General features: G+C 39.9%; 26 protein-coding genes and 1 pseudogene. 9 read left to right on the top strand and 18 right to left on the bottom strand.

The window, feature by feature from the left end:
* Window positions 1-34: 34 nt before the first annotated feature.
* From mazG to rlmD, 3 genes are read right to left on the bottom strand one after another with little or no spacing between them, the layout of a single operon-like run.
* Window positions 35-832 carry a nucleoside triphosphate pyrophosphohydrolase gene (gene mazG, locus CWB65_RS13580; RefSeq protein ID WP_008132740.1) on the bottom strand — a complete coding sequence of 266 codons (798 nt, stop codon included), beginning with the start codon at window positions 830-832 and terminating at the stop codon, window positions 35-37.
* Between the two features lie 2 nt (window positions 833-834).
* Complete coding sequence (relA, locus tag CWB65_RS13575) at window positions 835-2,991, bottom strand: GTP diphosphokinase (protein WP_006794155.1); 2,157 nt, start codon at window positions 2,989-2,991, stop codon at window positions 835-837.
* Between the two features lie 8 nt (window positions 2,992-2,999).
* On the bottom strand, window positions 3,000-4,325 hold the full coding sequence (gene rlmD, locus CWB65_RS13570; protein ID WP_138740777.1) for a 23S rRNA (uracil(1939)-C(5))-methyltransferase RlmD: 1,326 nt from the start codon (window positions 4,323-4,325) through the stop codon (window positions 3,000-3,002).
* Between the two features lie 125 nt (window positions 4,326-4,450).
* On the opposite strand from rlmD, the gene barA reads away from it, so the two are divergent.
* A complete protein-coding gene (barA, locus tag CWB65_RS13565) occupies window positions 4,451-7,237 on the top strand; it encodes a two-component sensor histidine kinase BarA (RefSeq protein WP_138740776.1) in 2,787 nt (928 codons plus the stop codon).
* Between the two features lie 70 nt (window positions 7,238-7,307).
* Here barA and pdxJ read toward each other — a convergent pair whose 3' ends face one another.
* From pdxJ to rpoE, 10 genes are all read right to left on the bottom strand, one after another.
* Complete coding sequence (gene pdxJ / locus CWB65_RS13560) at window positions 7,308-8,039, bottom strand: pyridoxine 5'-phosphate synthase (RefSeq protein WP_008132749.1); 732 nt, start codon at window positions 8,037-8,039, stop codon at window positions 7,308-7,310.
* A 22-nt stretch (window positions 8,040-8,061) separates the two neighbouring features.
* Window positions 8,062-8,754: a DNA repair protein RecO gene (recO, locus tag CWB65_RS13555; protein WP_006794151.1), complete on the bottom strand. Its 693-nt coding sequence runs from the start codon at window positions 8,752-8,754 to the stop codon at window positions 8,062-8,064.
* Between the two features lie 20 nt (window positions 8,755-8,774).
* Window positions 8,775-9,707 (bottom strand): GTPase Era, encoded by a 933-nt coding sequence (gene era / locus CWB65_RS13550; protein ID WP_008132750.1) that lies wholly within the window; start codon window positions 9,705-9,707, stop codon window positions 8,775-8,777.
* Entirely contained in the window at window positions 9,697-10,374 is a 678-nt protein-coding gene (gene rnc / locus CWB65_RS13545) for a ribonuclease III (protein WP_006794149.1), read from the bottom strand. Before rnc ends, era begins: the two co-directional genes overlap by 11 nt.
* Before the next feature lie 2 nt (window positions 10,375-10,376).
* Complete coding sequence (gene lepB / locus CWB65_RS13540) at window positions 10,377-11,312, bottom strand: signal peptidase I (RefSeq protein WP_008132752.1); 936 nt, start codon at window positions 11,310-11,312, stop codon at window positions 10,377-10,379.
* Between the two features lie 16 nt (window positions 11,313-11,328).
* Window positions 11,329-13,119: a translation elongation factor 4 gene (gene lepA / locus CWB65_RS13535; protein WP_008132753.1), complete on the bottom strand. Its 1,791-nt coding sequence runs from the start codon at window positions 13,117-13,119 to the stop codon at window positions 11,329-11,331.
* A 246-nt stretch (window positions 13,120-13,365) separates the two neighbouring features.
* Window positions 13,366-13,815, bottom strand: coding sequence for a SoxR reducing system RseC family protein (locus CWB65_RS13530; protein WP_008132754.1), 450 nt, complete (start codon window positions 13,813-13,815; stop codon window positions 13,366-13,368).
* 19 nt (window positions 13,816-13,834) lie between these two features.
* The gene (locus tag CWB65_RS13525; protein WP_008132755.1) at window positions 13,835-14,785 is read right to left on the bottom strand and encodes a MucB/RseB C-terminal domain-containing protein; all 951 of its coding nucleotides are present in this window, start codon (window positions 14,783-14,785) and stop codon (window positions 13,835-13,837) included.
* A gap of 4 nt (window positions 14,786-14,789) precedes the next feature.
* Window positions 14,790-15,401, bottom strand: coding sequence for a sigma-E factor negative regulatory protein (locus CWB65_RS13520; protein ID WP_008132762.1), 612 nt, complete (start codon window positions 15,399-15,401; stop codon window positions 14,790-14,792).
* Between the two features lies 1 nt (window position 15,402).
* On the bottom strand, window positions 15,403-15,984 hold the full coding sequence (gene rpoE / locus CWB65_RS13515; RefSeq protein WP_006794143.1) for an RNA polymerase sigma factor RpoE: 582 nt from the start codon (window positions 15,982-15,984) through the stop codon (window positions 15,403-15,405).
* A 246-nt stretch (window positions 15,985-16,230) separates the two neighbouring features.
* Here rpoE and nadB point away from each other — a divergent pair, with 246 nt between their 5' ends.
* Complete coding sequence (gene nadB, locus CWB65_RS13510; RefSeq protein ID WP_008132766.1) at window positions 16,231-17,841, top strand: L-aspartate oxidase; 1,611 nt, start codon at window positions 16,231-16,233, stop codon at window positions 17,839-17,841.
* Here nadB and CWB65_RS13505 read toward each other — a convergent pair.
* Together CWB65_RS13505 and CWB65_RS13500 are read right to left on the bottom strand one after the other, a co-directional pair.
* On the bottom strand, window positions 17,816-18,157 hold the full coding sequence (locus CWB65_RS13505) for a hypothetical protein (protein ID WP_370587999.1): 342 nt from the start codon (window positions 18,155-18,157) through the stop codon (window positions 17,816-17,818). The two genes, nadB and CWB65_RS13505, sit on opposite strands and share 26 nt — an antisense overlap.
* Window positions 18,158-18,227: 70 nt before the next feature.
* On the bottom strand, window positions 18,228-18,479 hold the full coding sequence (locus CWB65_RS13500) for an FAD assembly factor SdhE (protein WP_006794140.1): 252 nt from the start codon (window positions 18,477-18,479) through the stop codon (window positions 18,228-18,230).
* Window positions 18,480-18,640: 161 nt separating this feature from the next.
* Between CWB65_RS13500 and ygfZ the strand changes: the two genes are divergently transcribed.
* On the top strand, window positions 18,641-19,552 hold the full coding sequence (gene ygfZ / locus CWB65_RS13495; protein ID WP_008132772.1) for a tRNA-modifying protein YgfZ: 912 nt from the start codon (window positions 18,641-18,643) through the stop codon (window positions 19,550-19,552).
* 12 nt (window positions 19,553-19,564) lie between these two features.
* The gene (locus tag CWB65_RS13490; protein WP_008132774.1) at window positions 19,565-20,050 is read left to right on the top strand and encodes an FKBP-type peptidyl-prolyl cis-trans isomerase; all 486 of its coding nucleotides are present in this window, start codon (window positions 19,565-19,567) and stop codon (window positions 20,048-20,050) included.
* A gap of 36 nt (window positions 20,051-20,086) precedes the next feature.
* On the opposite strand, the gene CWB65_RS13485 is transcribed toward CWB65_RS13490, so the two are convergent.
* Genes CWB65_RS13485 through CWB65_RS13475 form a run of 3 tightly spaced genes read right to left on the bottom strand, consistent with a single transcriptional unit; the run spans window position 20,087 to window position 21,777 of the window.
* A complete protein-coding gene (locus tag CWB65_RS13485; RefSeq protein ID WP_008132775.1) occupies window positions 20,087-20,575 on the bottom strand; it encodes a hypothetical protein in 489 nt (162 codons plus the stop codon).
* Between the two features lie 24 nt (window positions 20,576-20,599).
* Entirely contained in the window at window positions 20,600-21,412 is an 813-nt protein-coding gene (locus CWB65_RS13480) for a DUF481 domain-containing protein (RefSeq protein ID WP_008132777.1), read from the bottom strand.
* 44 nt (window positions 21,413-21,456) lie between these two features.
* Entirely contained in the window at window positions 21,457-21,777 is a 321-nt protein-coding gene (locus CWB65_RS13475) for an HI1450 family dsDNA-mimic protein (RefSeq protein WP_006794135.1), read from the bottom strand.
* Between the two features lie 243 nt (window positions 21,778-22,020).
* On the opposite strand from CWB65_RS13475, the gene CWB65_RS13470 reads away from it, so the two are divergent.
* From CWB65_RS13470 to CWB65_RS13450, 5 genes and pseudogenes are all read left to right on the top strand, one after another.
* A complete protein-coding gene (locus CWB65_RS13470; protein WP_008132782.1) occupies window positions 22,021-22,812 on the top strand; it encodes a crotonase/enoyl-CoA hydratase family protein in 792 nt (263 codons plus the stop codon).
* A gap of 88 nt (window positions 22,813-22,900) precedes the next feature.
* On the top strand, window positions 22,901-23,254 hold the full coding sequence (locus tag CWB65_RS13465) for a CidA/LrgA family protein (RefSeq protein ID WP_010555858.1): 354 nt from the start codon (window positions 22,901-22,903) through the stop codon (window positions 23,252-23,254).
* Window positions 23,247-23,966, top strand: coding sequence for an LrgB family protein (locus tag CWB65_RS13460; RefSeq protein ID WP_008132785.1), 720 nt, complete (start codon window positions 23,247-23,249; stop codon window positions 23,964-23,966). The genes CWB65_RS13465 and CWB65_RS13460 overlap by 8 nt, the downstream gene beginning before the upstream one ends.
* Before the next feature lie 37 nt (window positions 23,967-24,003).
* The gene (locus CWB65_RS13455) at window positions 24,004-24,834 is read left to right on the top strand and encodes a mechanosensitive ion channel family protein (protein ID WP_008132787.1); all 831 of its coding nucleotides are present in this window, start codon (window positions 24,004-24,006) and stop codon (window positions 24,832-24,834) included.
* A 157-nt stretch (window positions 24,835-24,991) separates the two neighbouring features.
* Window positions 24,992-25,354, top strand: a pseudogene (locus CWB65_RS13450) (winged helix-turn-helix domain-containing protein); the annotation flags it as partial.
* Window positions 25,355-25,464: the final 110 nt, after the last annotated feature.

The following is a 25,464-nucleotide window of genomic DNA, read 5'->3' as shown; positions in this document are numbered from 1 at the left end:
TTAGCGAATGGGCGATTAAAAAACGTGCGCTATTTTATTTATGTTTTTTGATTGCTTCCCATGCATTATCCATTTCTTCAAGGCTTGCCGTGTCTAAGCTTTTACCTTGTGCTTGCAAGTACGCCTGTACCTTTTCAAATCGGGCAGAAAACTTGTCATTTGCATTTCTGAGGAGCTGCTCTGGGTCGCGTTTAACGTGACGCGCTACATTAACAGTGGCAAACAGTAAATCGCCAAGCTCTTCTGCCGTGTGATCCGATAAGGGGTTTTGTGTTATTGCTTCTTTAACCTCAAGTACTTCTTCGCTTACTTTATCAAGTGCGCCATGATAGGTGGGCCAGTCAAATCCCATTGAAGCCACTCGCTGTTGAATTTTTTTAGCCTTGCTAAGGCTTGGCATATTTGCAGGAATATCTTGCCATAACAGTGATTCTTCAGACATTGCTTTTTCGCTTCGCTCTTGGGCTTTAATAGCTTGCCACTGAGCTGACAACTGCTCATCATTGAGGGCTTTTTTATCGCCAAAAACATGAGGGTGGCGACGTGTTAATTTTGCATTTAGTTGTTCTATTACGTCGTTAAAGTCAAACAAGCTTTGCTCTTGAGCTAATTGGGCATAAAAAACAATTTGAAACAGTAAGTCTCCAAGCTCATTTTTAAGCTCACTTAAATTACCCGATTCTATACAGTCGGCAACTTCGTAGGCTTCTTCAAGTGTATGCGGCACAATTGATTTAAAGTCTTGTTTGAGATCCCAAGGGCAACCACCATTGGGATCTCTTAGTCTTTGCATGATATTCAGTAATTCTGTTAATGCTGAATGGTTAGCCAAAGCTACTGCCCTCGCTTAGCATGGTGAACACCTTCAATTTGGTGCAATTTAGACAGTACTCGATTAGTGCCCGATAAATCATGTACTTCTATTTGCATGGTAAATACTGCTAACTGGTCAGCGCCCACGGTATTTACATTCATGTTAAGTACGTTTACTTTTTCGTTAGCCAGTACAGAACTGATATCACGAATTAGTCCAGATCTGTCGCTTGCTTCAATTTTTATACTGAGCGCGTATGATCCATTTATATCTTCAGACCAACTAACTTCAACAACACGCTCTGGGTGCTGCGTTTTCAAATTATTAAATGAATCACAATCATCACGATGTACACCAATACCGCGGCCTTGCGTGATATAACCGATGATCTGATCACCTGGAACGGGGCGGCAACATTTAGCAACGTGGCTCATTAAACTACCCACACCATCAACCACTATGCCGTTTTTATCGCCCGTTACTTTGCTTGGTGCTTTAAAACGAATAACAGGTTCGTCTTCTGTACGGTCAGTAACAAAATTAAGCATTTGGTTAAGACGCACATCGCCTGCTCCAATTGCGACCATTAAGTCATCAAGCTCTTTAAAGTTAAATCGCTTGATTGCTGGGGCTAAATCTTTGTATGTTAAATCAAGCTTTTGCAGCTCGTTATCAAGAATTTCTTTACCCGCACTTAGGTTTTTGTCGCGGTCAAGTTGCTTAAACCAATGGTGTATTTTGGCACGTGCACGAGATGATTTAATATAACCCAGTGACGGATTTAACCAATCTCTGCTGGGATTTGGCTGTTTTTGTGTGAGAATTTCGACCTGATCGCCCGTCGTTAATTGATGCGTAAACGGCACTATTTTGCCAAATACTTTTGCGCCAATACAACGGTGTCCCACATTAGAATGAATGTAGTAAGCAAAATCGAGCGGCGTGGCCCCTAATGGTAGATCAAAAATATCGCCGCGCGGGGTAAATACATATACACGGTCTTCAACAACTTGGTTTTTTAGTTCTTCAGCTAAATCGCCGCCATCCACCACTTCTTCTTGCCATTGCAGTAATTTACGTAACCAGCTAATTTTTTGCTCGTAACCCGAGCCTCGCCCAGGTAAAGCCCCTTCTTTGTACATCCAATGAGCGGCTACACCTAGTTCTGCATCTTGATGCATATCTTGCGTGCGTATTTGTATTTCTACGGTTTTGCCCTCAGGGCCAAAAACAACGGTATGGATTGACTGATAGCCATTTTGCTTAGGCGTTGCAACATAGTCATCAAACTCTTTGTTCAAATGGCGCCAGTTGGTATGCACTATACCGAGCGCACCGTAGCAATCTTGCAAGCGGTCAACCACAATACGCATAGCACGTATGTCAAAAAGTTGATCAAACTCGTAGTTTTTTTGCGCCATTTTTTTGTAAATACTGTAGATATGCTTAGGCCGACCATATACCTCAGCCTCTATACCTGCTTCACTTAAACGGCTTTTAACCTGTTCTACCATGTCTTCCATATAGGCTTCACGGGCAAGACGTTTATCATCAAGCTGTTTTGCTATTTTTTTATACGTATCTGGGCGTAAATACCTGAACGATAAATCTTCAAGTTCCCACTTTAACTGGCCAATACCAAGTCGGTTTGCTAAAGGAGCAAAAATGTCAGCTGTTTCTTTGGCGGCAATAACACGCTCTTCTTCACCTGCATTTTTAACGTTACGTAAATGACATACCTGCTCAGCAAGTTTAATCACCACAGCGCGCACATCCTCAACCATGGTTAATAACATTTTACGAATATTATCGACTTGAACAGTGCCTTTACCTTGGTGCGACAAAGTACTAATAGTCGCCATTTGAGAAACCCCTGTTAACAACAAAGATATATTGCTTCCAAGCTGCTCTTGAACGGTTTCAAGGGAGACCACATCATTTAAAAAATAGGGTGTTAGATACGCTGTAGCTAACGACTCAGCATCGAGGTTTAACTCGACTAAAATTTCCACCATTTCTATGGCTGTATTTTGCCAGTCTTGGTTATCACTTTTAACACAAAGCGCTTGCGCCTTATTAAGCAACTGAGTCTTTTCTGTAGATAGGTCGAGTGCTTTTAACCGTGTAAAAAGATCACCCGTTTCATCTTGTTGATGTGATTGACGTGTCGCTACCATAATGCGCTTTACCTCCGTTGAAATAACGCCATAGTTTCAATATGCCCAGTATGAGGAAACATATTCATTAGCCCAATTTTGTTGAGCTCAAAGCCTGCTTGCGAAATAATAGCGCTGTCACGGGCTAGGGTAACAGGGTCGCAAGAGACGTATAAAATTGTTTTAAATTGCTTTAAAGGTAATTGCTCTAATATAGCCATTGCACCAGTACGTGAAGGGTCTAATACCAACACATCTAGGTTTTTATTAAACCACTGCGCATTTTGTATTTTTTGCGTTAAATCAAAACAATGAAACTGCGCGTTACTGATAGAGTTAGTTTGCGCATTTTGCGCGGCCATTGCAACCGCAGAAGCAACACCTTCTATACCAATCACCGTTTTTGCTTGTTTTGCCAGCACAAGTGAAAAGTTACCAATACCACAAAATAAATCTAATATATTTTCATTACCACTTAAACCAAGCCAATCTACCGATTGTTTTAACATAGCTTGATTAACTTGAGCATTAACTTGAATAAAATTATCCAAACCAAACTCAAATTTTAGTTTAAATTCATCTAGGTAATAGTAAGGCATAGTAATATTAGTATGGTCAATTACATCACTTTCGCTTTGCCAAATAACTGAGTATTTGTAAGGCGTACAGGCTTTTATTACCACAGCTTTTACTTCATCACTAATTGCTTTAGTGTGACGAATGACAACAAAGTTATGCGTTTCACTTTGGCATAATTGTAGGTGGCTTATACTGTGTAATGGCTTATTGTGATTAATTAATTCATCAAAGAGTGTAAAAACAGTTTCATAGGCGTCAGTCAAAACCGCACACTTATTAATACTTACAATATTTTTTGAACCACTCGCTCTGTACCCTATACGCATTTTTTTAGCGGCCTTATCAAACATAACCGCTATCCGTGCACTTCGCCTATAATGCGTTGCACTACTTAATAATGGAGCTTGCCAGTTTAAATTTGTTTGCTTGGCAAATTTTTCGAAAAGCTGTTCAACTGCTGCTTGCTTTTCAACTACTTGCTGGTTTACATCTAAATGCTGTAATTGACAGCCTCCACAATGGTTATAATGCTCACAAAAAGGCGCTACTCTGGCTTCACTTGCTTTAATCACTTTGTGTGTAATTGCACTACTGTAGCGCGCCTTATCATCAACAAGGGTCGCTTTTACTTTCTCGCCCGGTAATGCGCCTGCGACAAAGCATACTTTATTGTTATATTTTGCTACGCCACGGCCTTGGTGATCCATATTTGTTATATCGAGCACCACTGACTTTTGTTGAAGAGGTTTTTTTTTCGCTTTAAAAATTTGCGCCATGTGGCATTACCTTACATTTATTTAGGTTAAAACTCGTAACTAATCACGTGTAGGTGAAGCTTTGAGAATAGGCATCGAAACGTATATACTCAAAACATACTAATAATGATAATAATGCTCCCACTATGACCAAATTAGGCTTACGTGATTCTGTTTTAACTTTGACCCTGATCCCCACGGTGATCATTGGATTGCTGCTTGGTGGTTATTTTACAGTAAATCGTTACATTGAGCTTGATGAAATTTTATATCAGCAAGGTGCAACTATTTCAGAGCCTCTAGCTATTGCCTTAGAACAACCACTTCTTGATAAAAATAAAGTATTACTAAATCGTTTAATCAGTTTTACACATAATCGGCACTCCCCGTCTATTAAATCAATTGCTATATTTGACACTAACAACGAGCTGTTGATGACGAGTAATTACCACCGCTCATTCGATGAATTAATCAATCAAGCGTCTCTTAAATCGCTTAAAGCCACAAAAATAGAATCCTCAAAAGATATAATTACTTTCTATACGCCAATTGTTGGTCATTCTTCACCTAATACTCAATGGGACGCTTCAGCCTTTCAAACATCGTTAGGTACGGTCATTTTACAGCTAAACAAAGATAAAGCCGTTATAGGCCAACAACGCGCCTTACTTATTAGTGGCATTGTTATTATTTTATCTTTGGTATTAGCGGCAATTATGGCATTTAAACTTAGCCGCATGTTCATGACCCCTTTAAATAAGTTAGTACTTGCAACCGACAAACTCGTTGAGGGAAAAAGAAGTACTGGCCTTACCGATACCATGTTGGGTGAATTTGATATTCTTCGTGAAGGGTTAAATACCATAGCCGATACTATGGTAATGCAAAAAGACGAAATGCAAAAAAATATTGACCAAGCAACCAGTGATTATCGTGAAACGCTTGAACAATATGAAACGCAAAATATTCAGCTCACAATGGCAAAAAAAGAAGCACAAGATGCCAATCGTGTTAAGTCAGACTTTTTAGCAAAAATGAGTCACGAGTTGCGTACACCACTTAATGGTGTAATGGGATTTACCCGCCAGCTTTATAAAACACCACTGAACAAGCATCAAAAAGATTACCTAGATACAATCATGTTATCGGCTAATAGTTTAATGACTATTATCAGCGATATTTTAGATTTTTCTAAACTAGAAGCTGGAGCGATGGAACTTGAATCGATTCAATTTCAATTGCGCGATGCAGTAAATGAAGTAATGACATTGCTTGCCCCAAGCGCCCATGAAAAACAGCTTGAGCTCTCTATTTATATAAACCCGCAGGTCCCTGACGACTTGACTGGCGATCCTACTCGCTTTAAACAAGTACTTATTAATTTATTAAGTAACGCAATTAAATTTACCGAGCAAGGTTCTATAAAAGTAGATATTAGCTACCGCTTACTTGATGAAGAAAGTGCCTCTGTTTTAGTGTCAGTAACAGATACCGGTGTGGGTATACCAATGGATAAGCAAGATTCATTGTTTACTCCTTTTGGCCAAGCAGATTCAAGCATAACGCGCAAATTTGGGGGTACAGGCCTCGGTCTGATTATCACCAAACATATTGTTGAAGCGATGAATGGTCGAATATCGTTAAACTCAGCACCTGGTAACGGAACGTGTTTTACATTTAATAGTGTTTTTAGACTGCCTAATCACGTATTTACAAACGATCTACCAAGTAAGTCACTCATTGGTAAGCGTATTTTATACCTTGAGCCGCACGAGCATACGCATCATGCTGTACTGTCCTTATTGACTGAGTGGCAAGCAAATGTAACGCCATGCTTTAACGAAGCCAGCTTTTTATCGGCCGTAGAAAATACCCAAACTAAATTTGATATTTGTTTAATTGGTCACATGGCATCGGTTGATCACATGCAACTATTAAAAGGCTATGTAAAAACGGTAAGAGACTCGACCGACTATTTATATTTAATGCTTAATACCGTTTCACATAATATGCGTGAGGCGTTTATTGGCAGCGGTGCAGATGCTTGCTTAAGTAAGCCGCTTAATCATCGTAAGTTATGTGAAGTGCTTGCCGCACCATATAGACTCGACCACCCTGTTCATAATATAGAGCAGAGCGAGCAAAAATTATTACCGCTTAAAGTGCTGGTTGTTGATGATAACGATGCTAACTTAAAACTTATATGTACATTGCTCGATGAACAGGTTGAAGTAATTGATACCGCTCATAATGGTTCACAAGCTTATAGTTTAAGTAAAAGTCATAAGTATGATGTTATTTTTATGGACATTCAAATGCCGATAATGGATGGCATAACCGCATGTAAACTTATCCAAGAGTCATCCCTTAATGAAGATACACCTATAATTGCAGTAACTGCGCATGCCTTGCATAGTGAAAAAGAACAACTACTGAAAGATGGCTTTAAAGGGTATTTAACCAAGCCTATTGATGAAGATACACTTAAACAAATTATTAGCGACCACAGCCCACAAACGCCAATAAACCGTGAAAAAAACAAAAATGAAATACCACAAAGTCCAGCGCCTTTTGAGAGTAGCCGAATAGATTGGCCCCTTGCATTACAACGGGCTGGTGGAAAAAACGAATTGGCGCTTGAAATGCTTAATATGCTGCTTTTAAGCGTACCAGAAACGCTTAATTTACTAACTAAAGCTATTGATAATGAAGCTTGCGAACAAGTACTCAGTATTGTGCATAAATTTCATGGTGCGTGTTGCTACACCGGTGTACCGAAATTAAAATCGTTAGCTGAAACTATTGAGACTTCACTTAAAAATGAGTGCGTGCTCGAAAATATAGAACCTGAACTTTTTGAGCTACAAGATGAGCTTGAAAACCTATTGGTTGACGCAAAAATGGACAGTAAAAACAAAAAAGACGTGCTTTAAGCGCGTCTTTCAATTATGCCTTAACACTCATATGTGATTGTTAAGTTAAAACAGCTATTTATAATTGAAGTTAAATCCGCGCTTCAATCATTAGGCGCTTCATATCACGCACCGCTTTATCTAGGCCATCAATGGCGGCACGCGCAATAATAGCGTGGCCTATATTTAACTCATAAATTTCTGGCATAGCCGCTATTGGCTTTACATTATGGTAATTTAAACCATGCCCTGCATTTACAATTAAGCCTAAACTTGCTGCGTATTGTACACCTTGACGAATGTGTTCAAGTTCTTTGCTTAAGTCGCTATCGTTTGTAGCATCTGCGTATGCACCGGTGTGTATTTCTACATAAGGTGCGCCGCAGGCTTTTGCAGCATCTAATTGTGCAGTATCCGCGTCAATAAATAATGAGACTTTAATCCCTGCATCAGTAAGGGTTTTAGTTGCCGCTTTTATTTTTTCTATATTAGCTGCAACATCTAAACCGCCCTCAGTGGTCAATTCCTCTCGTTTTTCCGGCACTAAACAAACATATTCAGGCTTCACTTCTAAAGCAATAGCAATCATTTCATCGGTTACTGCTGTTTCGAGGTTCATACGAGTTTGAATTGTTTTTGCCATTACGTACACGTCACGGTCTTGAATGTGGCGGCGGTCTTCACGTAAATGAATGGTAATGCCGTCTGCACCAGCGTGCTCTGCAACGCTTGCTGCATGCGCTGGGTCAGGATAAGTTGTTCCTCGTGCTTGGCGAAGCGTTGCAATGTGATCAACATTTACACCCAAAAGAATATCTTTCATTGTTTTACCTGTAAAATTACGTTTATTGAGAGGCCGTAAATAACTCACGGCTTTTTAATGGCTTATTACCTAACAAAGGTTTTAGTAAATAGCGACTTAACTGTTTTGCCATATATAACACATCTTTTCGGCTAAAGTCATGATTTGCTATTGCTTGAAGCTGTTCACCGCTAAAACCTGAGCGAGTATCTTCTTGGATAACAAACCCAAGTTCAGAGAAATAACTATACGTAAGCGCTTCATCTATTGGCTCACCGTTGGTATCAAAACTGAAATCAACACCGTAACCTAATAATTCTAGTAATTGAAATTCGTACGAACGCAAAACAGATTGCAAATTGACGCCACGGTTTAAGTTTTCTAAATGAGATTTATAAAGCTCATAAGCTTGTTCAATAGGCTCATTAACAGGCACTATTCTGTTTGTTAACTCGTTTAAATAAAACCCACAATAAAGCTCGTCACCAGATAGAAAAAGCGGTGCGCCGTGCAGCTCAAATTTATTAATGTATTTTAAATCGTACTTACCACTATAGTGAACAAGTAGAGGTTGAAAGGGTTGCAATTGCGCTTTGTGTTTAGTGGCCTGGCGGCCACTAATTCGTGCGATCATTCTAAGCTGGCCAACGCCTTCTACTAGCATATCGAGCATTACTTGTGAGTCACTATAAGGACGTCGGTGTAATAAATATGCGGTATAGAAGTCACTATCCATAAAGTAGGTTACTTACTATTTTAGTCTTCACCATAGCCTAGGCTTCTAAGTGCGCGTTCGTCATCAGCCCAACCAGACTTAACTTTTACCCAAAGCTCTAAAAATACTTTGTTATCAAGCATCTCTTCAAGGTCTTTACGGGCTTCACGGCCAATTACTTTTAGCTTTTCGCCTTTGTTACCAATAACCATGCGTTTTTGTGTTTCACGTTCAACTAAAATTAAGCCATTGATATGCCAAACACCGTTTTCTTGCCACTTAAACTGCTCTATTTCAACAGTAACCGAGTAAGGTAACTCTTCACCCATAAAGCGCATTAGCTTTTCACGGATAACCTCTGCAGCCATAAAGCGCATCGAACGATCGGTTACGTAGTCATCAGGAAAGTAAAACTCACATGGCGGAAGACGTTTGGTTACTTCGTCTTTTATAAGGTCAACATTTTTACCTTGCTTAGCCGAAACGGGCATAATGCTCACAAAGTCAAACTTATCGCCTAATAACTTCATGTGCGGAAGCACTAAATCACGGTCTTTCACTTGGTCAATTTTATTAATAACCAACATCACTGGCTTACCGCTTTGCGATACTTTATTTAGTACCATTTCATCATCAGCAGTCCAGTGTGTTCCTTCAACCACAAAAATAATCAGCTCTACGTCACCAATCGAACTAGACGCAGCGCGGTTCATTAAGCGGTTAATTGCGCGCTTTTCTTCTATGTGAAGTCCCGGCGTATCAACATAAACGGCTTGATGCTTACCTTCTGTATGAATACCCATAATACGGTGGCGCGTTGTTTGCGGCTTACGTGAAGTAATACTGACTTTTTGCTCAATAATCTCATTGAGTAAAGTCGATTTACCTACGTTAGGACGTCCTACAATGGCAATCATGCCACAAAATGTATCAACATCACCTTCATGAGGTTGTATTAGGGTATCAAGATTCATTTTTAATTATCTTCAATGCTTTTTCAGCAGCTTTTTGTTCGGCCTTACGGCGTGAGCTACCAACAGAAATTATGCTATCCATTCCATCAACAATACATTCAACCGTGAATGTTTGATTGTGCGCTTGGCCCTTTGTATCAACCACAGTGTAGCCTGGTAAAGGAAGTTTGCGACCTTGTAGATGCTCTTGCAGCAGGGTCTTCGGATCTTTTTGGTTAAGCCCTGGTGAAATAGCATCTAACCGTGATTCGTACCACGATAAAATAAGCTCGCTGCAACGCTCGATACCTGAATCTAAAAACGCGGCACCAATAATGGCTTCTACTGCATCGGCAAGTGTTGATTCGCGGCGGAATCCACCACTTTTAAGCTCACCTGGGCCTAAACGTAAGTAATCACCTAAACCAAATTCAACGCCAAACTCAGCAAGTGTTTGACCACGTACCAGTGTTGAACGCATGCGGCTTAAGTCGCCTTCACGTGCTTTTGGGAATTTGGCATAAAGTGCATTAGCAATAACAAAGCTCAAAATTGAGTCGCCTAAAAACTCCAAGCGCTCGTTATGCTGACCTTTGTGACTGCGGTGCGTCATTGCCTGTTCAAGTAAACCTTGATCAGAAAACTCGTAGCCGATTTTGTTGTATAACTCTGTTACATTTTTTTTCATTGTTACTGAATATTACCTAGGCGTTCAAAGCGAACACCAGTTGGAACCCATCCTGGTAAAACATCATCAGGGCCATTCTCAAATTCAAAACTCATCCATATAAAGACAGCTTTCCCCACCAAGTTTTCTTTTGGTACAAATCCCCAAAATCGACCATCTTCACTATTATCGCGGTTGTCACCCATCATAAAATAGTGATCTGCGGGTACAACCCACTCATCGGTGCGAGTACCAGCTTGTCTAAAGTAGCGACCTTTTTTCTCTGGAACCTCAGGGTAAATTAAAATATCGTGACCATCTTCTGTTAGCGATTCATTTATTCGAACCGATTCCATGCCTTTTAGCATAAACTCGCCTCTATCTTTCACTTCCATGTCAATTTTGTTGTACTCACCACATTGTAAGTTACTGCGGCTTACTTCACCTTCAGCACACTTTGGCTGAATGTATAGGTGCTTATCGCGGTATACAACCTTATCGCCAGGTAGTCCTATTGTTCTTTTGATGTAGTCAATTGTTTCATTACCAGGAAACTTAAAAACAACAATATCACCACGTTCTGGCTCGTCCATCTCAACTAATTGAGTGCGCCAAACAGGGTCTTTTATACCGTATGAATACTTTTGTACTAAAATAAAATCGCCCACGAGTAGTGTTGGCATCATTGAACCTGACGGAATTTGAAAAGGTTCAAAGATAAACGATCTGAAAATAGTAATAGCAGCAATCATCGGAAAAATCGATTTTGCAGTTTCAGTTAATACTGGCTCTGGTGCAATTAATGCTGCTGTTTCATCATCTAACTTTGCGCCAGCAGAGGTTTGTGCTAACGCTAAACGCTCTTGCCTTTTTGGTGCATACATTAAGTGGTCTATTAACCATATTAAGCCTGAGCCTAAGGTTAACAGCACCAATAAAATTGAAAAGTAACCAGCCATTTATAATCCTTTGTTGTTATTTGCCAACTTTCAAAATAGCTAAAAACGCCTCTTGAGGTACTTCTACATTACCTACTTGTTTCATGCGTTTTTTACCATCTTTCTGTTTTTTGAGTAGCTTTTTCTTACGACTCACATCACCACCGTAACATTTGGCAATTACGTTTTTACGTAGCTGTTTTACAGTTGTACGCGCAATAACATGCTGGCCAATCGCTGCTTGAATTGCAATATCAAACATTTGGCGCGGAATAAGCTCTTTAAGCGCATCAGCAAGCTGACGACCACGCGATTGCGCACTGTCTCTGTGAGCAATAATTGCAAGCGCATCAACACGTTCACCATTAATTAAAATATCAACGCGCACCATGTCTGAGGTTTGAAAGTGCTTAAAATTATAATCTAGCGATGCAAAACCACGGCTTGTAGATTTAAGCTTATCGAAGAAATCCATTACCACTTCAGCCATTGGTAACTCATACGTTACTGCAACTTGCTTACCGTGATAAGTCATTTTGGTTTGGCTACCGCGCTTTTCAATACATAGGGTAATTACATTACCTAAGTACTCTTGCGGTACTAATATATTTGCCTCAACAATCGGCTCACGAATTTCTACAATGTCATTTACTGCGGGTAAGTCAGACGGATTATCGATTTGGAAAGTGCGATCGTCCTTCGTTACGATTTCGTAAATTACCGTTGGTGCGGTTGTAATCAAATCAATATCGTATTCGCGCTCTAAACGTTCCTGAATAATTTCCATGTGGAGCATACCCAAGAAACCACAACGAAAACCAAAGCCAAGTGCCGTTGAGTTTTCTGGCTCGAAGAATAAAGACGCATCGTTTAAGCTTAGCTTGTTAAGCGCATCACGGAATGACTCATACTCGTCAGACGCAATTGGGAACATACCTGCATATACTTGCGGTTTAATTTTCTGAAAGCCAGGTAAACGTTCTGGTGCTGCGTTTCTTTGATGTGTGATCGTATCACCAACGGGTGCACCGTGAATCTCTTTAATACCTGCGATAACAAAGCCTACTTCACCGGTACGTAAGATACCTGTATTGGTTTGCTTAGGTGTGAATATGCCCACTTGATCGGCTGTATGAATGTGCTCGTTAGACATGATTTTAATTTTGTCACCCGTGCGTAGCTCACCGTGCTTAATGCGCACAAGCGATACAACACCTTGATATGGGTCAAACCATGAATCAATAATTAGCGCTTGTAGAGGCTCATCTTTTTCACCAACTGGCGGCGGGATGTCTTTGACGATCATTTCAAGTACTTCGGCAATACCAACACCTGTTTTAGCACTACACTGCACAGCGTCTAAAGCATCAATACCAATAATTTCTTCGATTTCTTCAGCAACACGCAATGGATCTGCTTGTGGCAAATCGATTTTGTTTAATACAGGAATTACTTCTAAGTCCATTTCAATTGCGGTGTAACAGTTTGCTAAAGTTTGCGCTTCAACGCCTTGCCCTGCATCAACAACTAATAATGCGCCTTCACATGCAGCTAAAGAACGCGATACTTCATAGGTGAAGTCAACGTGCCCTGGGGTATCGATAAAGTTAAGTTGATATGTTTCGCCGTCATTTGCTTTGTAGTTCAACGTTACACTTTGCGCTTTGATGGTAATACCACGTTCGCGCTCAATATCCATTGAATCTAAAACTTGTTTTTGCATTTCACGGTCGGTTAAACCGCCACAAACTTGAATCAAACGATCTGAAAGGGTCGATTTACCGTGGTCAATATGGGCGATTATCGAAAAATTACGGATATGCTTCATAAACTGAGTTCAATACTTCTTATTTAAAGGACTAAATATGGATACCTAAGTGACTTGCAAATACTTGTTTTAGCATGCTTTTTAATTAATTCAAAACATACATAATGACGAAAAATGATATAAACAATCAATAACGGCTCACACAGCAACCATGCTGGTTAACATTTATTAAATTGTTTTAAATCACAGCTTCCTGTATTTCCAAGTTACTTGGGTATAAAACGCCAATTTTACATTTAATTGGCGTCAATCACCATCTATTTGAGTTAAAGGGATGCTAATTGGGTGAATTTTTACTACTTTTATATCGTGCCTGAGCGATTTAACACGTGTTCTTGCAATATAAAACCCCAAAACACCGCCCATAACAGCTGCAAATATTTGCCACACTTCGCCCATTATTAATAACTCAGACGTAGCAAGTGCAAAAACAAGACTTAAAAAAAGCGGCAGCATATACACAGCAAATGCGTGTTTTACCATATGGCTATCATCAAGGGATAAAGTGATCTTCTGGCCTATTTCGACAGGGGACTCAAATTTATAAGGGAGTGTTTTTTTTGCAGTGCCAAATAATTTACTAAATACTTGGGAGCCGCAACGACCGTTGCAGCCAGCGCAAGCTTGCTTTTGCTCGGCTTCTAAATGAGCCGTGTGACCACTAAGGGCCACAACAGTGAGGGTTTGTTCAATCATAACAATCCTTACGAATCGTTTATAAAGCGCGCGTAACAGATTCGGCTATTGCCTTTGCAGTTAGGCTTGGCACATTACCAACAACCGATACATCAAAATTACCGCCATTATGCACATAAACCGTTGTAGCGCCAGAGGTGAGTGCACCACTTAAACGTTTACCAGGTAGTGGTCGCTGAATAAATACCGACACTTCAACAAACCCATCTGAATATAGATAGTAATCCGTAAGCTCATTATTCAAATCTAGCTTGTGTCTGTCCGATTTGAGTAGCTCAAAACCGGCAGGTAACCAGCTTATTTTCCAGTTAGTTGACGAATTATCAACTCCTTCCAACTCGCTTTCAGGTAAGGGTGTAGGAAAATTTCGATTTAACACTTCTAATAGCATAGGAGCTGGTTGTTCAGTCACACTAATATGGGTTAACTGAAGCTGCTCAAGAGCTTCTCCTTGATGGTTTACATAAGCAGCTTTTAATAGCAGCGCCGATTCCATATCAAGCCAAATCCAGTAGTTATATTTGTGCTCATCTTTTGACTCTATACGTACAAGTTGTGCAGCACGCCCAGCAATACGCCCTTTTCCGCCAAGTACAAAATCGTAGTGCTCACTTAAGCGTTGTATGTCTTTAAAAAGTACTTCTGGGATAGGCCCTGCAATAGAGTCTGTTTTTAGTGAATAAGGTTCAGACTGAGGTTCAAAGTAAGTTACCTGGTCGTTGACTCTAATCATTTCAAGGCCTGCGCCATTGAGCAAACTTAAGTGTTCGAGTTCAGTTTCACCTTGTTTGGCGTGCACCCATCGATAGGGTTCCATTGATTTACCTTTAACAACCACAAACGAGGCATCAAAGTTACGATTATGAACAGCATTAGCCATTTCTAATAATAACGTTTTGGCAGGATTTGTGTCGTTGGCAACTGCAGTAAAGCTCAATACCAACGACAGAACAAAAGTGATTACTTTCATTTAATTAGTTTTTTTCCTCTTGCGCTTTTGTTTCATTTTGCGCTGTTTGAAGAGAGTTAGCAACACGTGCTTGACGTTGATGCTCTAATACTAACGCGCCAATACGCTGTTGTTGCAACTCACGTAAACCTTGCTCTGCGTTTTCAAGAGCGGGCGCAGATGAGTAGCTTACTGGTGACGCCATACCTGTTAACGGTGTTGTTTGCAGTAATGGGATTTCATTTTGCTGTGGATCACTTTGCGGTAACGTGCTTACTCCCACAATCGCAAACATTGCCACACTTGCGGCAATTGCAAGCTGAGCAACAGGCTTACGCCAATTAAATGCCACTACGTTATTCTGTTCTGGCTTATCGTCCACTTTAGACTGCGCTTTCGACTGGGTAAAGTCAGCATATACAGGCTCGCTTTCAAGTGCTAGAGCAACGCGTTCGCTAATATTAATATGGATGTCGTGGTTATTTTTTTGAGCACGCATTGCATCACCAATTAACGCATAACGACCAAACGTAGAAACATCTTGCTCTGCAATTTTTGCATCAGCTAGGTGCTGCTCGCCATCAAGTAATGCAGATAACGATTCGTTATCTAACTTGTTAAGGTGTGCTTTTGTCATACTAAGACTCGCCTATTAATGGGTTTAATTTGTTATCAATTGCTTCACGGGCACGAAATATACGCGAACGTACTGTGCCTACAGGGCAATCCATTACCACAGCTATTTCTTCATAGCTCATACCCTCAATTTCTCTGAGAGTTATTGCGGTTTTAAGGTCTTCAGGCAAACTATCAATTGTATTAAAAATTACAGCGCGAACCTCTTCACTTAATAAAAGGTTTTCAGGTGATGCGTTTGAACGCATCGAGTCACCACAATCATAAAATTCAGCTTCTTCAGCGTCAATATCATTAGCTGGCGGCTTACGCCCCTGAGCAACTAAATAATTTTTAGCACAATTAACGGCAATACGGTATAACCAAGTATAGAAAGCACTGTCGCCTCTAAAGTTGGGAAGTGCACGGTAAGCTTTTATAAAAGCTTCTTGCGCTACATCAGCAATATCGCCTTGATTTGATACATAACGAGAGATCAAACCTGCAATTTTGTTTTGATACTTCTTTACTAATAGATTGAAGGCATTTTTATCGCCCTGCTGCACTCTTCTTACTAGCACTAAATCCAATTCCTGCTCGCTCATTCGAGCCGGTACTCCTATGTCTGGTTTTTGCTTGTTATTCATATTATCGCCATTGTTCACAAATACTCTGACCGCGACATGAATAAAAAGTTCTGCTTAATATTATTTTTATATAAAATAGTTCATAAATAACGGCGCTAAGCCATTAAAATCACTACATAGTGGTATGACAAATATGATACAACTACACATATTAAAAACAAATACTGCTTTATTTAAGCATTGTAACCGCAAAGTACCCCTGACATGAACCAAAATAAACATCACATCGCAGATATCGCAATTATCGGAAGCGGCGCGGCTGGCTTATCTCTTGCCTTATCACTAGCTAACTATTGTAACGTTACCGTTATTAGTAAAGGCGCGCTTACCGAAGGCTCTACACTTTATGCACAAGGTGGTATAGCCGCAGTATTTGATAAAAAAAATGACAGTATTGAATCGCATGTTGAAGATACTTTAGATGCTGGCGGCGGCCTATGTGACCGTGAAGCTGTTCACTATACAGCAAGTAATGCACACGATTGCCTTCAATGGCTAATTGACCAAGGTGTGCCTTTTGACATGGAATTTGATAGCAAAGGCAAAGAGCGTTTTCACTTAACGCGAGAAGGCGGTCATAGCCATCGTCGAATTTTGCATGCCGCCGATGCGACTGGTAAAGCCGTTCAAACAACATTAATAAGCCAAGTGAAATTACATAAAAACATCACTCTACTTGAGCAATACAATGCAATTGATTTAATTACTGATAAAAATACTGGCAAAGCAGGAACACACGTTGAGGGTATGTATGTGTGGAACAAAAAAGCTAAAAAAGTCGAAACTATATCGGCTAAATTTGTAGCACTTGCGACCGGTGGAGCAAGCAAGGTGTACTTATATACATCTAATCCTGATGTATCAAGCGGTGACGGTATTGCTATGGCTTGGCGAGCTGGCTGTAAAGTGGCTAATATGGAATTTAATCAATTCCATCCCACCAGCTTATACCACCCTGAATTACAAAACTTTCTAATTACCGAGGCAATGCGCGGTGAGGGCGCGTATTTAAAACGCCCCGATGGCACTCGCTTTATGAAAGATTTTGATGAACGTGAAGAGCTAGCCCCTCGTGATATAGTCGCTCGCGCAATCGATTTTGAAATGAAGCGCTTAGGTGCTAATTGCGTTTACTTAGATATTAGCCATAAAGATAAAGAATTTATTATTGAGCACTTCCCTACCATTTATGCAAAATGCTTGAGTGTTGGGTTAGATATTACAAAAGAAGCGATTCCGGTTGTCCCTGCCGCACACTACACTTGCGGTGGTGTAATGACTGACTTTAATGGTAAAACAGATTTAGATAATCTGTATGCAGTTGGTGAAGTAGCTTACACCGGCCTGCACGGTGCAAACAGAATGGCAAGTAACTCATTATTAGAGTGCATTGTGTTTGCCCATGCTGCAGCGAAAGATATTTTAAGTAAAATTGAACATGCACCAGAACCCATGACCTTGCCGCAATGGGATGAAAGCCGTGTAACTAACTCGGACGAAGAAATAGTCATTACGCATAATTGGCATGAGCTACGCCTATTTATGTGGGATTATGTCGGTATTGTTCGTTCAACTAAGCGTTTAGAGCGCGCACTACATCGGGTTGAGTTGCTGCAACAAGAAATACACGACTATTATGCTAACTTTAGAGTAAGTAACAACTTACTTGAGCTACGTAATTTAGTGCAAGTAGCAGAGTTAATTATTAGAAGTGCAATGCAAAGAAAAGAAAGTAGAGGGCTTCATTACACAATTGATTACCCTGAGCAAAACGAAAACCCAACCCCCACTATTTTGACCCCTGAGCGCCATTAACCGCACTCAAAACAGCTCGTTTTAATCGGGCATAGCTTTGCTTATCAACACCATTGGCTGAAATAATAAGCCAATGGTTGTTATTAAATCCTTTTATAAATAGCCAAACACTGCCCATAAACACTTTGCTTTTTGGACCTATTTGCCCTTCTATTTTATGTACGTCATTTTCGAATCTAAACAAACTAGGCTCTAAAATAATCACGCCCATTTGCGGTTGGCAGGCTTTTACTTTACGCCAGACTAAAACCCCGGTTATCAGGTTGGCAAAAATACATATTAGGATTGCCAAAAAAGAGCTTAAAAATAAACACATTATTAAAATAAGCACACAAAAAAAGACCACAATGGGTTTGTGGTCTGCTTTATTATTTTTTACAGTGAACCTATACACGAACTCTGTTTAATATGAGTTGTACCATACTATTTAGCTGCTCGTCTTTGCATTTTTCATGGCCCATAAACCATGCAAATAGATCAGGATCTTCTTGTGTTAACAAGCGCTGAAAAATAGCTTGTTGCTCTGCATTTAAAGAATCGTATGCTTCTTCTACAAACGGCATAAACAAAACATCTAGCTCTAACATACCACGACGACAAGCCCAACGAATACGTGCTTTACTATGAATTTCAACCATTTTAAACCTCATACTGAATTGACTCGAGTTTAACAAACACAAGCCGGTTTAGCAGCTATTAATCAACTATAAAATAAATACACCCCTGCGGGTGCTTGTCTGTACCATACGTAGCAACTGCGTTATTATGTCACTTCATTTGTATTGCAAAGAAGGTTTTTATGTCTAGCGTTTACGCATGTCCGTTATCTCACCAACTTATTAGCCTTACAGGTGCTGATAAATTATCTTATCTGCACGGGCAAATTACTCAAGATCTAAATAAACTAACCAACAGCAATTTTTTATGGACCGGCCACTGTAGCGCCAAAGGAAAACTTTGGGGCGTATTTAAGCTATTTTCTCACCAAGACAGTTACTACTTATCTGGCAGTAGTGCTGAGGTAGAGCAATCGTTAGTTGAGCTAAAGAAATACGCAGTATTTGCAAAAGTAGACATAAGTGCGTCTTCAAACCGGTTAATTGGCCTTATTGGTGATGACTTATCTACGATTTTAACAGAGCTGGGTATTGCTTTTGACGACAATATAATAGCGTGTGACTTTGATAACGGTAAAGCATTGAAGCTGGCTGATAACCGAGTGTTGCTTATGGTTGACAGTCAGTTTGCAATCCCGGATAGCGTTTTAACGCTTGATAACGATGCACCATGGCAGCAAGCAGCAATTTTAGCTGGCGAGCCACAGCTGAGCAGTGATGCAATTGGTGAATATGTGCCGCAAATGGTTAATTTACAAGCCATTGGTGGAATCAGCTTTAAAAAAGGCTGCTATACAGGGCAAGAAACTGTAGCCCGCATGAAGTACCTTGGTAAAAATAAGCGAGCCATGTATATCGTATCAGGCCAAAGCGAAAGCATGCTGGACGAACCCGAACTTGAAGTACAACTGGGTGAAAACTGGCGTCGTGCTGGTAAGCTTATTGCGCAAAGCTTTGATGAAAAAACAAAGATCTTAACTGGCCTTGTTGTGTTGCCAAACGATACTGAAACAACGCAAGTACTTCGTGCAAAACACGCGCCTCAGGTAGAGCTAAACATTCTGCCTCTGCCCTACTCTTTAGATGATGAATAAATAGGAATGACTATGATCGTTGCGGCAAACAAAGTGGTAAAAATGCATTATTCAGTGATGGATAATGATGGTAACAGCATTGATAACTCGTTCGGTGGTGAGCCGCTACATTTTATTGTGGGTACTGGTTATCTAATTTCAGGCCTTGAAAACGCACTACTAGGTAAGCAACCTGGTGACACGCTAAGCGTAAAAGTAGAACCTGAAGATGGTTACGGTGAACGCCATGACAACCTAATGCAAGCTGTACCAAAGTCGATGTTCGATGGTATGGAAATTGAAGTGGGTATGCAATTTCGCGCATCAACAGATGATGGCGACCAATCAGTAATGATTATTGATATTCAAGATGAAGAGGTCATTGTTGATGGCAATAACCCGCTTGCAGGTATTACACTAAACTTCGATGTTGAAATACTTGAAGTACGAGATGCAACAGCTGATGAGCTTACCCATGGCCATGTACATGGCGAAGGTGGTTGTGGTCACGACCACTAATAAAACCTTTTATAAAAAAGCGCCTAAGGCGCTTTTTTATATCATATTATTACGTTTAACCACCTTGGAGTCACTTTGTTGCTTTTTAGGCTGTGCCACTGGTACGTTTTGTTTTTTTAGTGCGTCTAGTAACCCTTGTTGGTCGTTTGTACCCACTCTATACAAGGTGCCATCGTTAAGCGTTAGCTGAACAGCACTAAATCCAGACACAGTATAAACCCACCCATCGTGCGTTATACGAATACCAATACCATGCCTGTAAGAGTTTTGAACTGCTTTCGCCTCAGAAATATCGCTAAGCGTAATTTGCTGGCCTGCCACACCAGGGCCAAATCCCCAGCTAATTGTTTTATCGTTTACTTTAACTGTTAAGCCATGAAACAAAAAGCCCACCAGTACCAATACACCTGCAAAAATAATTAACGGCCAATCTGCCCCAATTAAATTCCATGCTAAAGCAACAAAGCCACCAATCCAGGTCAAAACAAAAAAGATAAACACCGCATACTGTTTATGCTGATACATAAAATTCTCTAATTAAATAAATACTTAAAAGCTATACACTAAAGTAGCACTGAGCTCAGAATCAAACTTAAGTTTATCATCTTCTGGTTTTGAATTATAACGATACATATAAGCAAACTTAAGAGACACCGCCCCTATAACCTGACTAATCAGCGCAGTTTCAGACTTTAATCGTGAATTTAACCCTGACAATGACTGCTCTATACTCACATCTTGATTAAAACGTGTGCGTTTTGAAACCAGTCGCTCCCATTGCATAGCAACACGAAGTAAGTAACCGGTTTTACTTTCTTCGCTTTCACTCACCGTTGAGTCTTCATCAGCTACCGAACGGTACAAACCAGGCCCGATATCAATATCTACTTTGTTCTTAGTGCCCTGATAAACACGCGCACCATACCCTGTTGCAATGGTGCTTTTAAATTTAAGGCCACTAAACTGATCTTCCTCGTAATCGCCATAAATAAAAAACGATGAATTTTTAACGCCTACTTTGTAGTTACCTTGTGCAGATACAAACACACGGTTTGCAGTTACATCGCTGTCTCCAGTGTCGTCATTTTCGTCGCGCTTATAAAGGGAGTCAATTTTGAATTGGTTTCGCCACTTTTCAAAATCTTGGTAAAGGTTACCTTTGAGCTTAAAGCTGGTTGAATTGATATTTCCCCGAGACAAAATAAACCCAAACTCAGTATCGCCGTAAAGCATTTCGCCTTTGTGTAAATCATGAATTTCTTCGTCAGAAAGCTGCCCATACTCATGAAAATCTTCAAATGGATCAACAGCCCAGCAAGAGCCACTAATTAAAATAAAAATTAAAAATAAATACTTACGCAAAATTCTATCTCGCCACTTAATCAAAAATAAACAAACAGCAGGGCTTATTCACTTTCTTTCCATAAAATATGGCAAAACGGGGCGTCTTTATCACGGCTAATTAAAATTTTTGCAAATAGCACATCTTCATTATCAAACTCTAAACCCACTAGCACTTGAATAAAGTGTTCTGGCTCAATTTCAAGCGCAACAAAATCTTGCCACTGGTCGTCCGGTTCATCTTCTTCAATAAAGCCAAGATCTTCTCGGTACTCATTAAAGTTTTCAACGTCATCATCACTTAAGTTACTCGGTGCTAACTCTAAAAAAATATCATAAGCTTGATGTGTTGCTTCTTCGATTGTAAATAAACGTGGACCCGACATAGTTGCGTAACCTTAACCTTAATAATTGGCGGTATGTTATCAAATCTGATTAGCTATTTGATAAAAAAGCGTTTAAAAACCTGACTTTTTTAACCTCAAACCACACTTTGTTAATTATCAAAATAAAACCAAGTAATTCAGACTGCTCATTTACAAATAAATTCAATCTATTTTAAAAACTACATCACTTTACTTCACCTTTCTAACCGCATAAGCTCAAGCAACAGGTCAGAGGAGTTAATAATGATAAAACTAGAAAAGCAAGACGGTATTGCAACGGTTACCTTGAGTCGAGCTGATAAACAAAACGCATTAAACTTTGCCATGTTTATGTCGTTAAATAACACGATTAAAAATATAAAAAAGGATCGTACTATTCGTGCGGTAGTTATAAAGGGGGATGGCGATCATTTTTGTTCAGGGCTTGATATTGCCGCAGTTATGGCCTCACCTTTAAATATCATAAAATTACTGTTTAAGTGGTTACCCGGCAACCAAAACTTAGCGCAAAAAGTAGTACTGGGCTGGCAGTCGTTAAGCGTACCTGTTATTGCACAGATTAATGGCAACTGCTTAGGAGGAGGGTTACAAATAGCGTTAGGAGCAGATTACAGAATTGTACACAATGACGCCAAGCTAGCCATAATGGAAGCTCGCTGGGGGCTTTGCCCTGACATGGGGGCAAATGTAATGATGGGCGGACTTGTTAAACGCGACCAAGCACTTTTACTTGCAAGCCATGCAAACCCTATAACTGCAGAGCAAGCAAACGAGCTTGGACTGGTCACACAACTAACAAACAACACCGAACTTGCAACCCAAACACTGCTGAGTACATTGCTTGAACGCTCACCCGATACCCTAGCTGCCATTAAACGTATTACTCAATTAAGCTACAAGTCACGGCAACGAAAAATACTCGCAAAAGAAACCTGGAGTCAAATTCGTTTACTAACAAACCCAAATACAAAAAAAGCCATTGCAAAAGCAAAAGGTAAATCCGATATAAAATACAACAACGCCAAACGGTGGTAATGCATTAATATCGGTAATACTAAGGCACAATGTACACACTGTTTTTGATTGTTAAACTAAATGCACCCTATTAAATTGAGTAATAATGATGAAATACCTATTAAGTAGCGCAATCATTTTGCTTTGTTTAGCCTGCGCTAAACTTATTATGTATTATACAGGAGGCAGCTTTCCTGCACCTTTACTCGCTATGGTTATTTTATTGGTGTTGCTGCTAGCAGGCATAGTAAAAGAGCAACACCTAAAGCCTTGTGCCTCTCCAATTTTAAATGTTATGCCTATTTTTTTTATTCCCGCTGGCGTTGGCTTTATTGAACACCTAAACCTTATAAAATCTAATTGGCCTTTTTTAATGTCTGTTATTTTTATTGTGCCAGCAAGTACATTATTACTAGTTAGCTCAGTGATGGTTTTTTTCAAAAGCAGAAAAAACAATGACTGAATTAAAGCCTGACATTTGGTGGTTGTGTGTACCTATAATTATTGCTTTGTTTTTACTGCTTAGGGCGTTTAACGTACGCATGAAAAGCAGTGCTTTAAAGTCAATTACAAACCCTGTTTTTTTAAGTATTGCCGTTATTGCTTTGTTATTGATTAACTTAAACCTGCCTTACTCCAAGTTTGCTTATCATAGCCAGCTACTAAGCTGGCTTTTAGAGCCCGCCATTGTCGCATTAGCGCTACCTTTGTATCAGCAGTTTATTCACGTACGTAAAAATCTATTACTCATACTAGGTACTTGCAGTTTAGGTATTGTAAATGCAACTTTTGTGGCTTTTTTATTAAGTGTATTTTTTAAGGTTCCTTCTAAGTTAAGTGCCTCTGTGGCGGCACTTAGCGTCACTACGCCTATTTCGTTAATTGTTACAGATTCGTTGGGGGGGATCAGCTCTTTGGCCGCCGCTATAGTTATTTTTATTGGCTTATTAGGGGCATTATTTGGTTTCATGCTGTTTAAATTAGTAAAAATAGGCAGTCATGAATCCCAAGGGGTTGCTATGGGGACGGCCTGCCACGCTATTGGGACAGCAGCGGCTCTTGCTGAACACCCTAAAATAGGTGCATTTTCATCAGTAGCTATGGCGCTCAGCGCATTGCTAACGGCCATAATAGTCCCACTCCTCTATCCTTTTTTAGTAAACAGTTTGCTATAGTTTACAAAAATTTAATTACACGAGTTAAGAGCCCATAATGATCAGTTCTGAAATCGAACAGTTTGAAAAGTATTACAATATGCTCACTGAGTATTTAGTTACCTACAGCATGCAAATTGTAGGGGCTGTTTTTATATTGTTGATTGGCCTTTGGATAGCACAAAAACTATCTAAAATAGTCGCCAATTTAATGACTCGCCATAATGTGGATATTACGCTTACAAACTTTGTTAGTAGTGTTGTAAAAGTACTGCTTATTGTTATGGTTATTATTATAGCGCTTGGCAAGATAGGGATAAGTGTTACTCCCTTTGTGGCGGCAATAGGTGCAGCTTCTTTGGGTGCAGGTCTAGCACTACAGGGCATGCTGTCTAATTATGGTGCTGGCCTTGCCATTATCGCTACACGCCCTTTTGTAGTTGGCGATACCATTGAAGTTAAAAATGTAAGCGGTCAAGTTAAAACAATAGAGCTTGGCTACACCATTTTAATAGATGAAGAAAAAGTAGAAATCACCATTCCTAACAAACATATAATGGGCGAAATAATTCATAACTCATTTAGTTACTCGTTAGTTAAGGGTGAAATAGATATTGCCTATAGCGCATGTGCTGATACCGCAATTAATCTTATTGAAGAGGTACTCAACGCACACGAGTTAGTTGCTCAAAACCCGCACTCGCAAATAGGCATTGAGCGCTTTGCCGATAGCGGTGTTACCCTTAGCTACCGATACTGGGTACCCACCACGAAAATTATAGAAACAAAGTTAGCTATAAACGGTGGAGTGTACAAAGCCATTAACGACGCCAATATCGAAATTCCTTTCCCGCAACGTGTTGTTACCATAAATAAAAACGACCTATAACTGTAAATACAACGCTGGTCTAGCCAAGGGCTGGCGTTAAAATAACTCAACACCACTGACTAAAAGCCATACTGGTTTGCCATTTTTTCTGTACTATCAAGTTACAGCTTAACAAGCCGATACATATTTAGATCAGCAAAAACAACAATGAGTCACTATGAACCTCAGCCCATTTTATTTAGGCGATTGGCAGGTAAGCCCCCTATCAAACAGCATTCAACATGCTGGTAAAAACAAGCAGCTAGAACCAAAAGCCATGGATGTTTTGATCTATTTATGCTCAAAAAAAGGGGAGCTTGTTAGCAGTGACGAACTACTTAACCACTGTTGGAAAAATATTGAAGTAGGTGATAATCCGTTACATAAAACAATCACACAGTTACGTAAAGCTCTTGGCGATAAAGCAAGTGCACCCCAATACATAGAAACAATAAGAAAACGTGGCTACCGTATTATTGCAAAGTTAGACTTTCCTTTAAGTGAAGAAGCCCCCAAAGTAACAAGCTGGCAAGGCGGCTCTTGCTCCTCACCCGTTTTAGTGGACACCTCCTCATCACTTTGAGGAGGCTAACATGCCTAGATATACCCAACCTAGAAAGACTTTGTTTTACGCCGGTTATTTCAAAATAA

Origin of the sequence: Pseudoalteromonas sp. S554 (assembly GCF_005930865.1) — a bacterium.
GTDB lineage: Bacteria > Pseudomonadota > Gammaproteobacteria > Enterobacterales > Alteromonadaceae > Pseudoalteromonas > Pseudoalteromonas marina.
This window is presented reverse-complemented; position numbering and strand designations above follow the sequence as displayed.

Bases quoted from the DNA above. Each gene is read 5' to 3' on its own strand.
- nadB (WP_008132766.1), top strand. From the start codon at position 16,231: ATGAACCAAAATAAACATCACATCGCAGATATCGCAATTATCGGAAGC.
- rnc (WP_006794149.1), bottom strand. From the start codon at position 10,374: ATGAAAAAAAATGTAACAGAGTTATACAACAAAATCGGCTACGAGTTT.
- CWB65_RS13525 (WP_008132755.1), bottom strand. From the start codon at position 14,785: ATGAAAGTAATCACTTTTGTTCTGTCGTTGGTATTGAGCTTTACTGCA.
- relA (WP_006794155.1), bottom strand. From the start codon at position 2,991: ATGGTAGCGACACGTCAATCACATCAACAAGATGAAACGGGTGATCTT.
- rlmD (WP_138740777.1), bottom strand. From the start codon at position 4,325: ATGGCGCAAATTTTTAAAGCGAAAAAAAAACCTCTTCAACAAAAGTCA.
- rpoE (WP_006794143.1), bottom strand. From the start codon at position 15,984: ATGAGCGAGCAGGAATTGGATTTAGTGCTAGTAAGAAGAGTGCAGCAG.
- ygfZ (WP_008132772.1), top strand. From the start codon at position 18,641: ATGTCTAGCGTTTACGCATGTCCGTTATCTCACCAACTTATTAGCCTT.
- lepB (WP_008132752.1), bottom strand. From the start codon at position 11,312: ATGGCTGGTTACTTTTCAATTTTATTGGTGCTGTTAACCTTAGGCTCA.
- barA (WP_138740776.1), top strand. From the start codon at position 4,451: ATGACCAAATTAGGCTTACGTGATTCTGTTTTAACTTTGACCCTGATC.
- CWB65_RS13505 (WP_370587999.1), bottom strand. From the start codon at position 18,157: ATGTGTTTATTTTTAAGCTCTTTTTTGGCAATCCTAATATGTATTTTT.
- recO (WP_006794151.1), bottom strand. From the start codon at position 8,754: ATGGATAGTGACTTCTATACCGCATATTTATTACACCGACGTCCTTAT.
- CWB65_RS13475 (WP_006794135.1), bottom strand. From the start codon at position 21,777: ATGTCGGGTCCACGTTTATTTACAATCGAAGAAGCAACACATCAAGCT.
- CWB65_RS13470 (WP_008132782.1), top strand. From the start codon at position 22,021: ATGATAAAACTAGAAAAGCAAGACGGTATTGCAACGGTTACCTTGAGT.
- CWB65_RS13485 (WP_008132775.1), bottom strand. From the start codon at position 20,575: ATGTATCAGCATAAACAGTATGCGGTGTTTATCTTTTTTGTTTTGACC.
- CWB65_RS13460 (WP_008132785.1), top strand. From the start codon at position 23,247: ATGACTGAATTAAAGCCTGACATTTGGTGGTTGTGTGTACCTATAATT.
- CWB65_RS13465 (WP_010555858.1), top strand. From the start codon at position 22,901: ATGAAATACCTATTAAGTAGCGCAATCATTTTGCTTTGTTTAGCCTGC.
- CWB65_RS13490 (WP_008132774.1), top strand. From the start codon at position 19,565: ATGATCGTTGCGGCAAACAAAGTGGTAAAAATGCATTATTCAGTGATG.
- lepA (WP_008132753.1), bottom strand. From the start codon at position 13,119: ATGAAGCATATCCGTAATTTTTCGATAATCGCCCATATTGACCACGGT.
- CWB65_RS13455 (WP_008132787.1), top strand. From the start codon at position 24,004: ATGATCAGTTCTGAAATCGAACAGTTTGAAAAGTATTACAATATGCTC.
- CWB65_RS13500 (WP_006794140.1), bottom strand. From the start codon at position 18,479: ATGGTTGAAATTCATAGTAAAGCACGTATTCGTTGGGCTTGTCGTCGT.
- pdxJ (WP_008132749.1), bottom strand. From the start codon at position 8,039: ATGAAAGATATTCTTTTGGGTGTAAATGTTGATCACATTGCAACGCTT.
- CWB65_RS13530 (WP_008132754.1), bottom strand. From the start codon at position 13,815: ATGATTGAACAAACCCTCACTGTTGTGGCCCTTAGTGGTCACACGGCT.
- era (WP_008132750.1), bottom strand. From the start codon at position 9,707: ATGAATCTTGATACCCTAATACAACCTCATGAAGGTGATGTTGATACA.
- CWB65_RS13520 (WP_008132762.1), bottom strand. From the start codon at position 15,401: ATGACAAAAGCACACCTTAACAAGTTAGATAACGAATCGTTATCTGCA.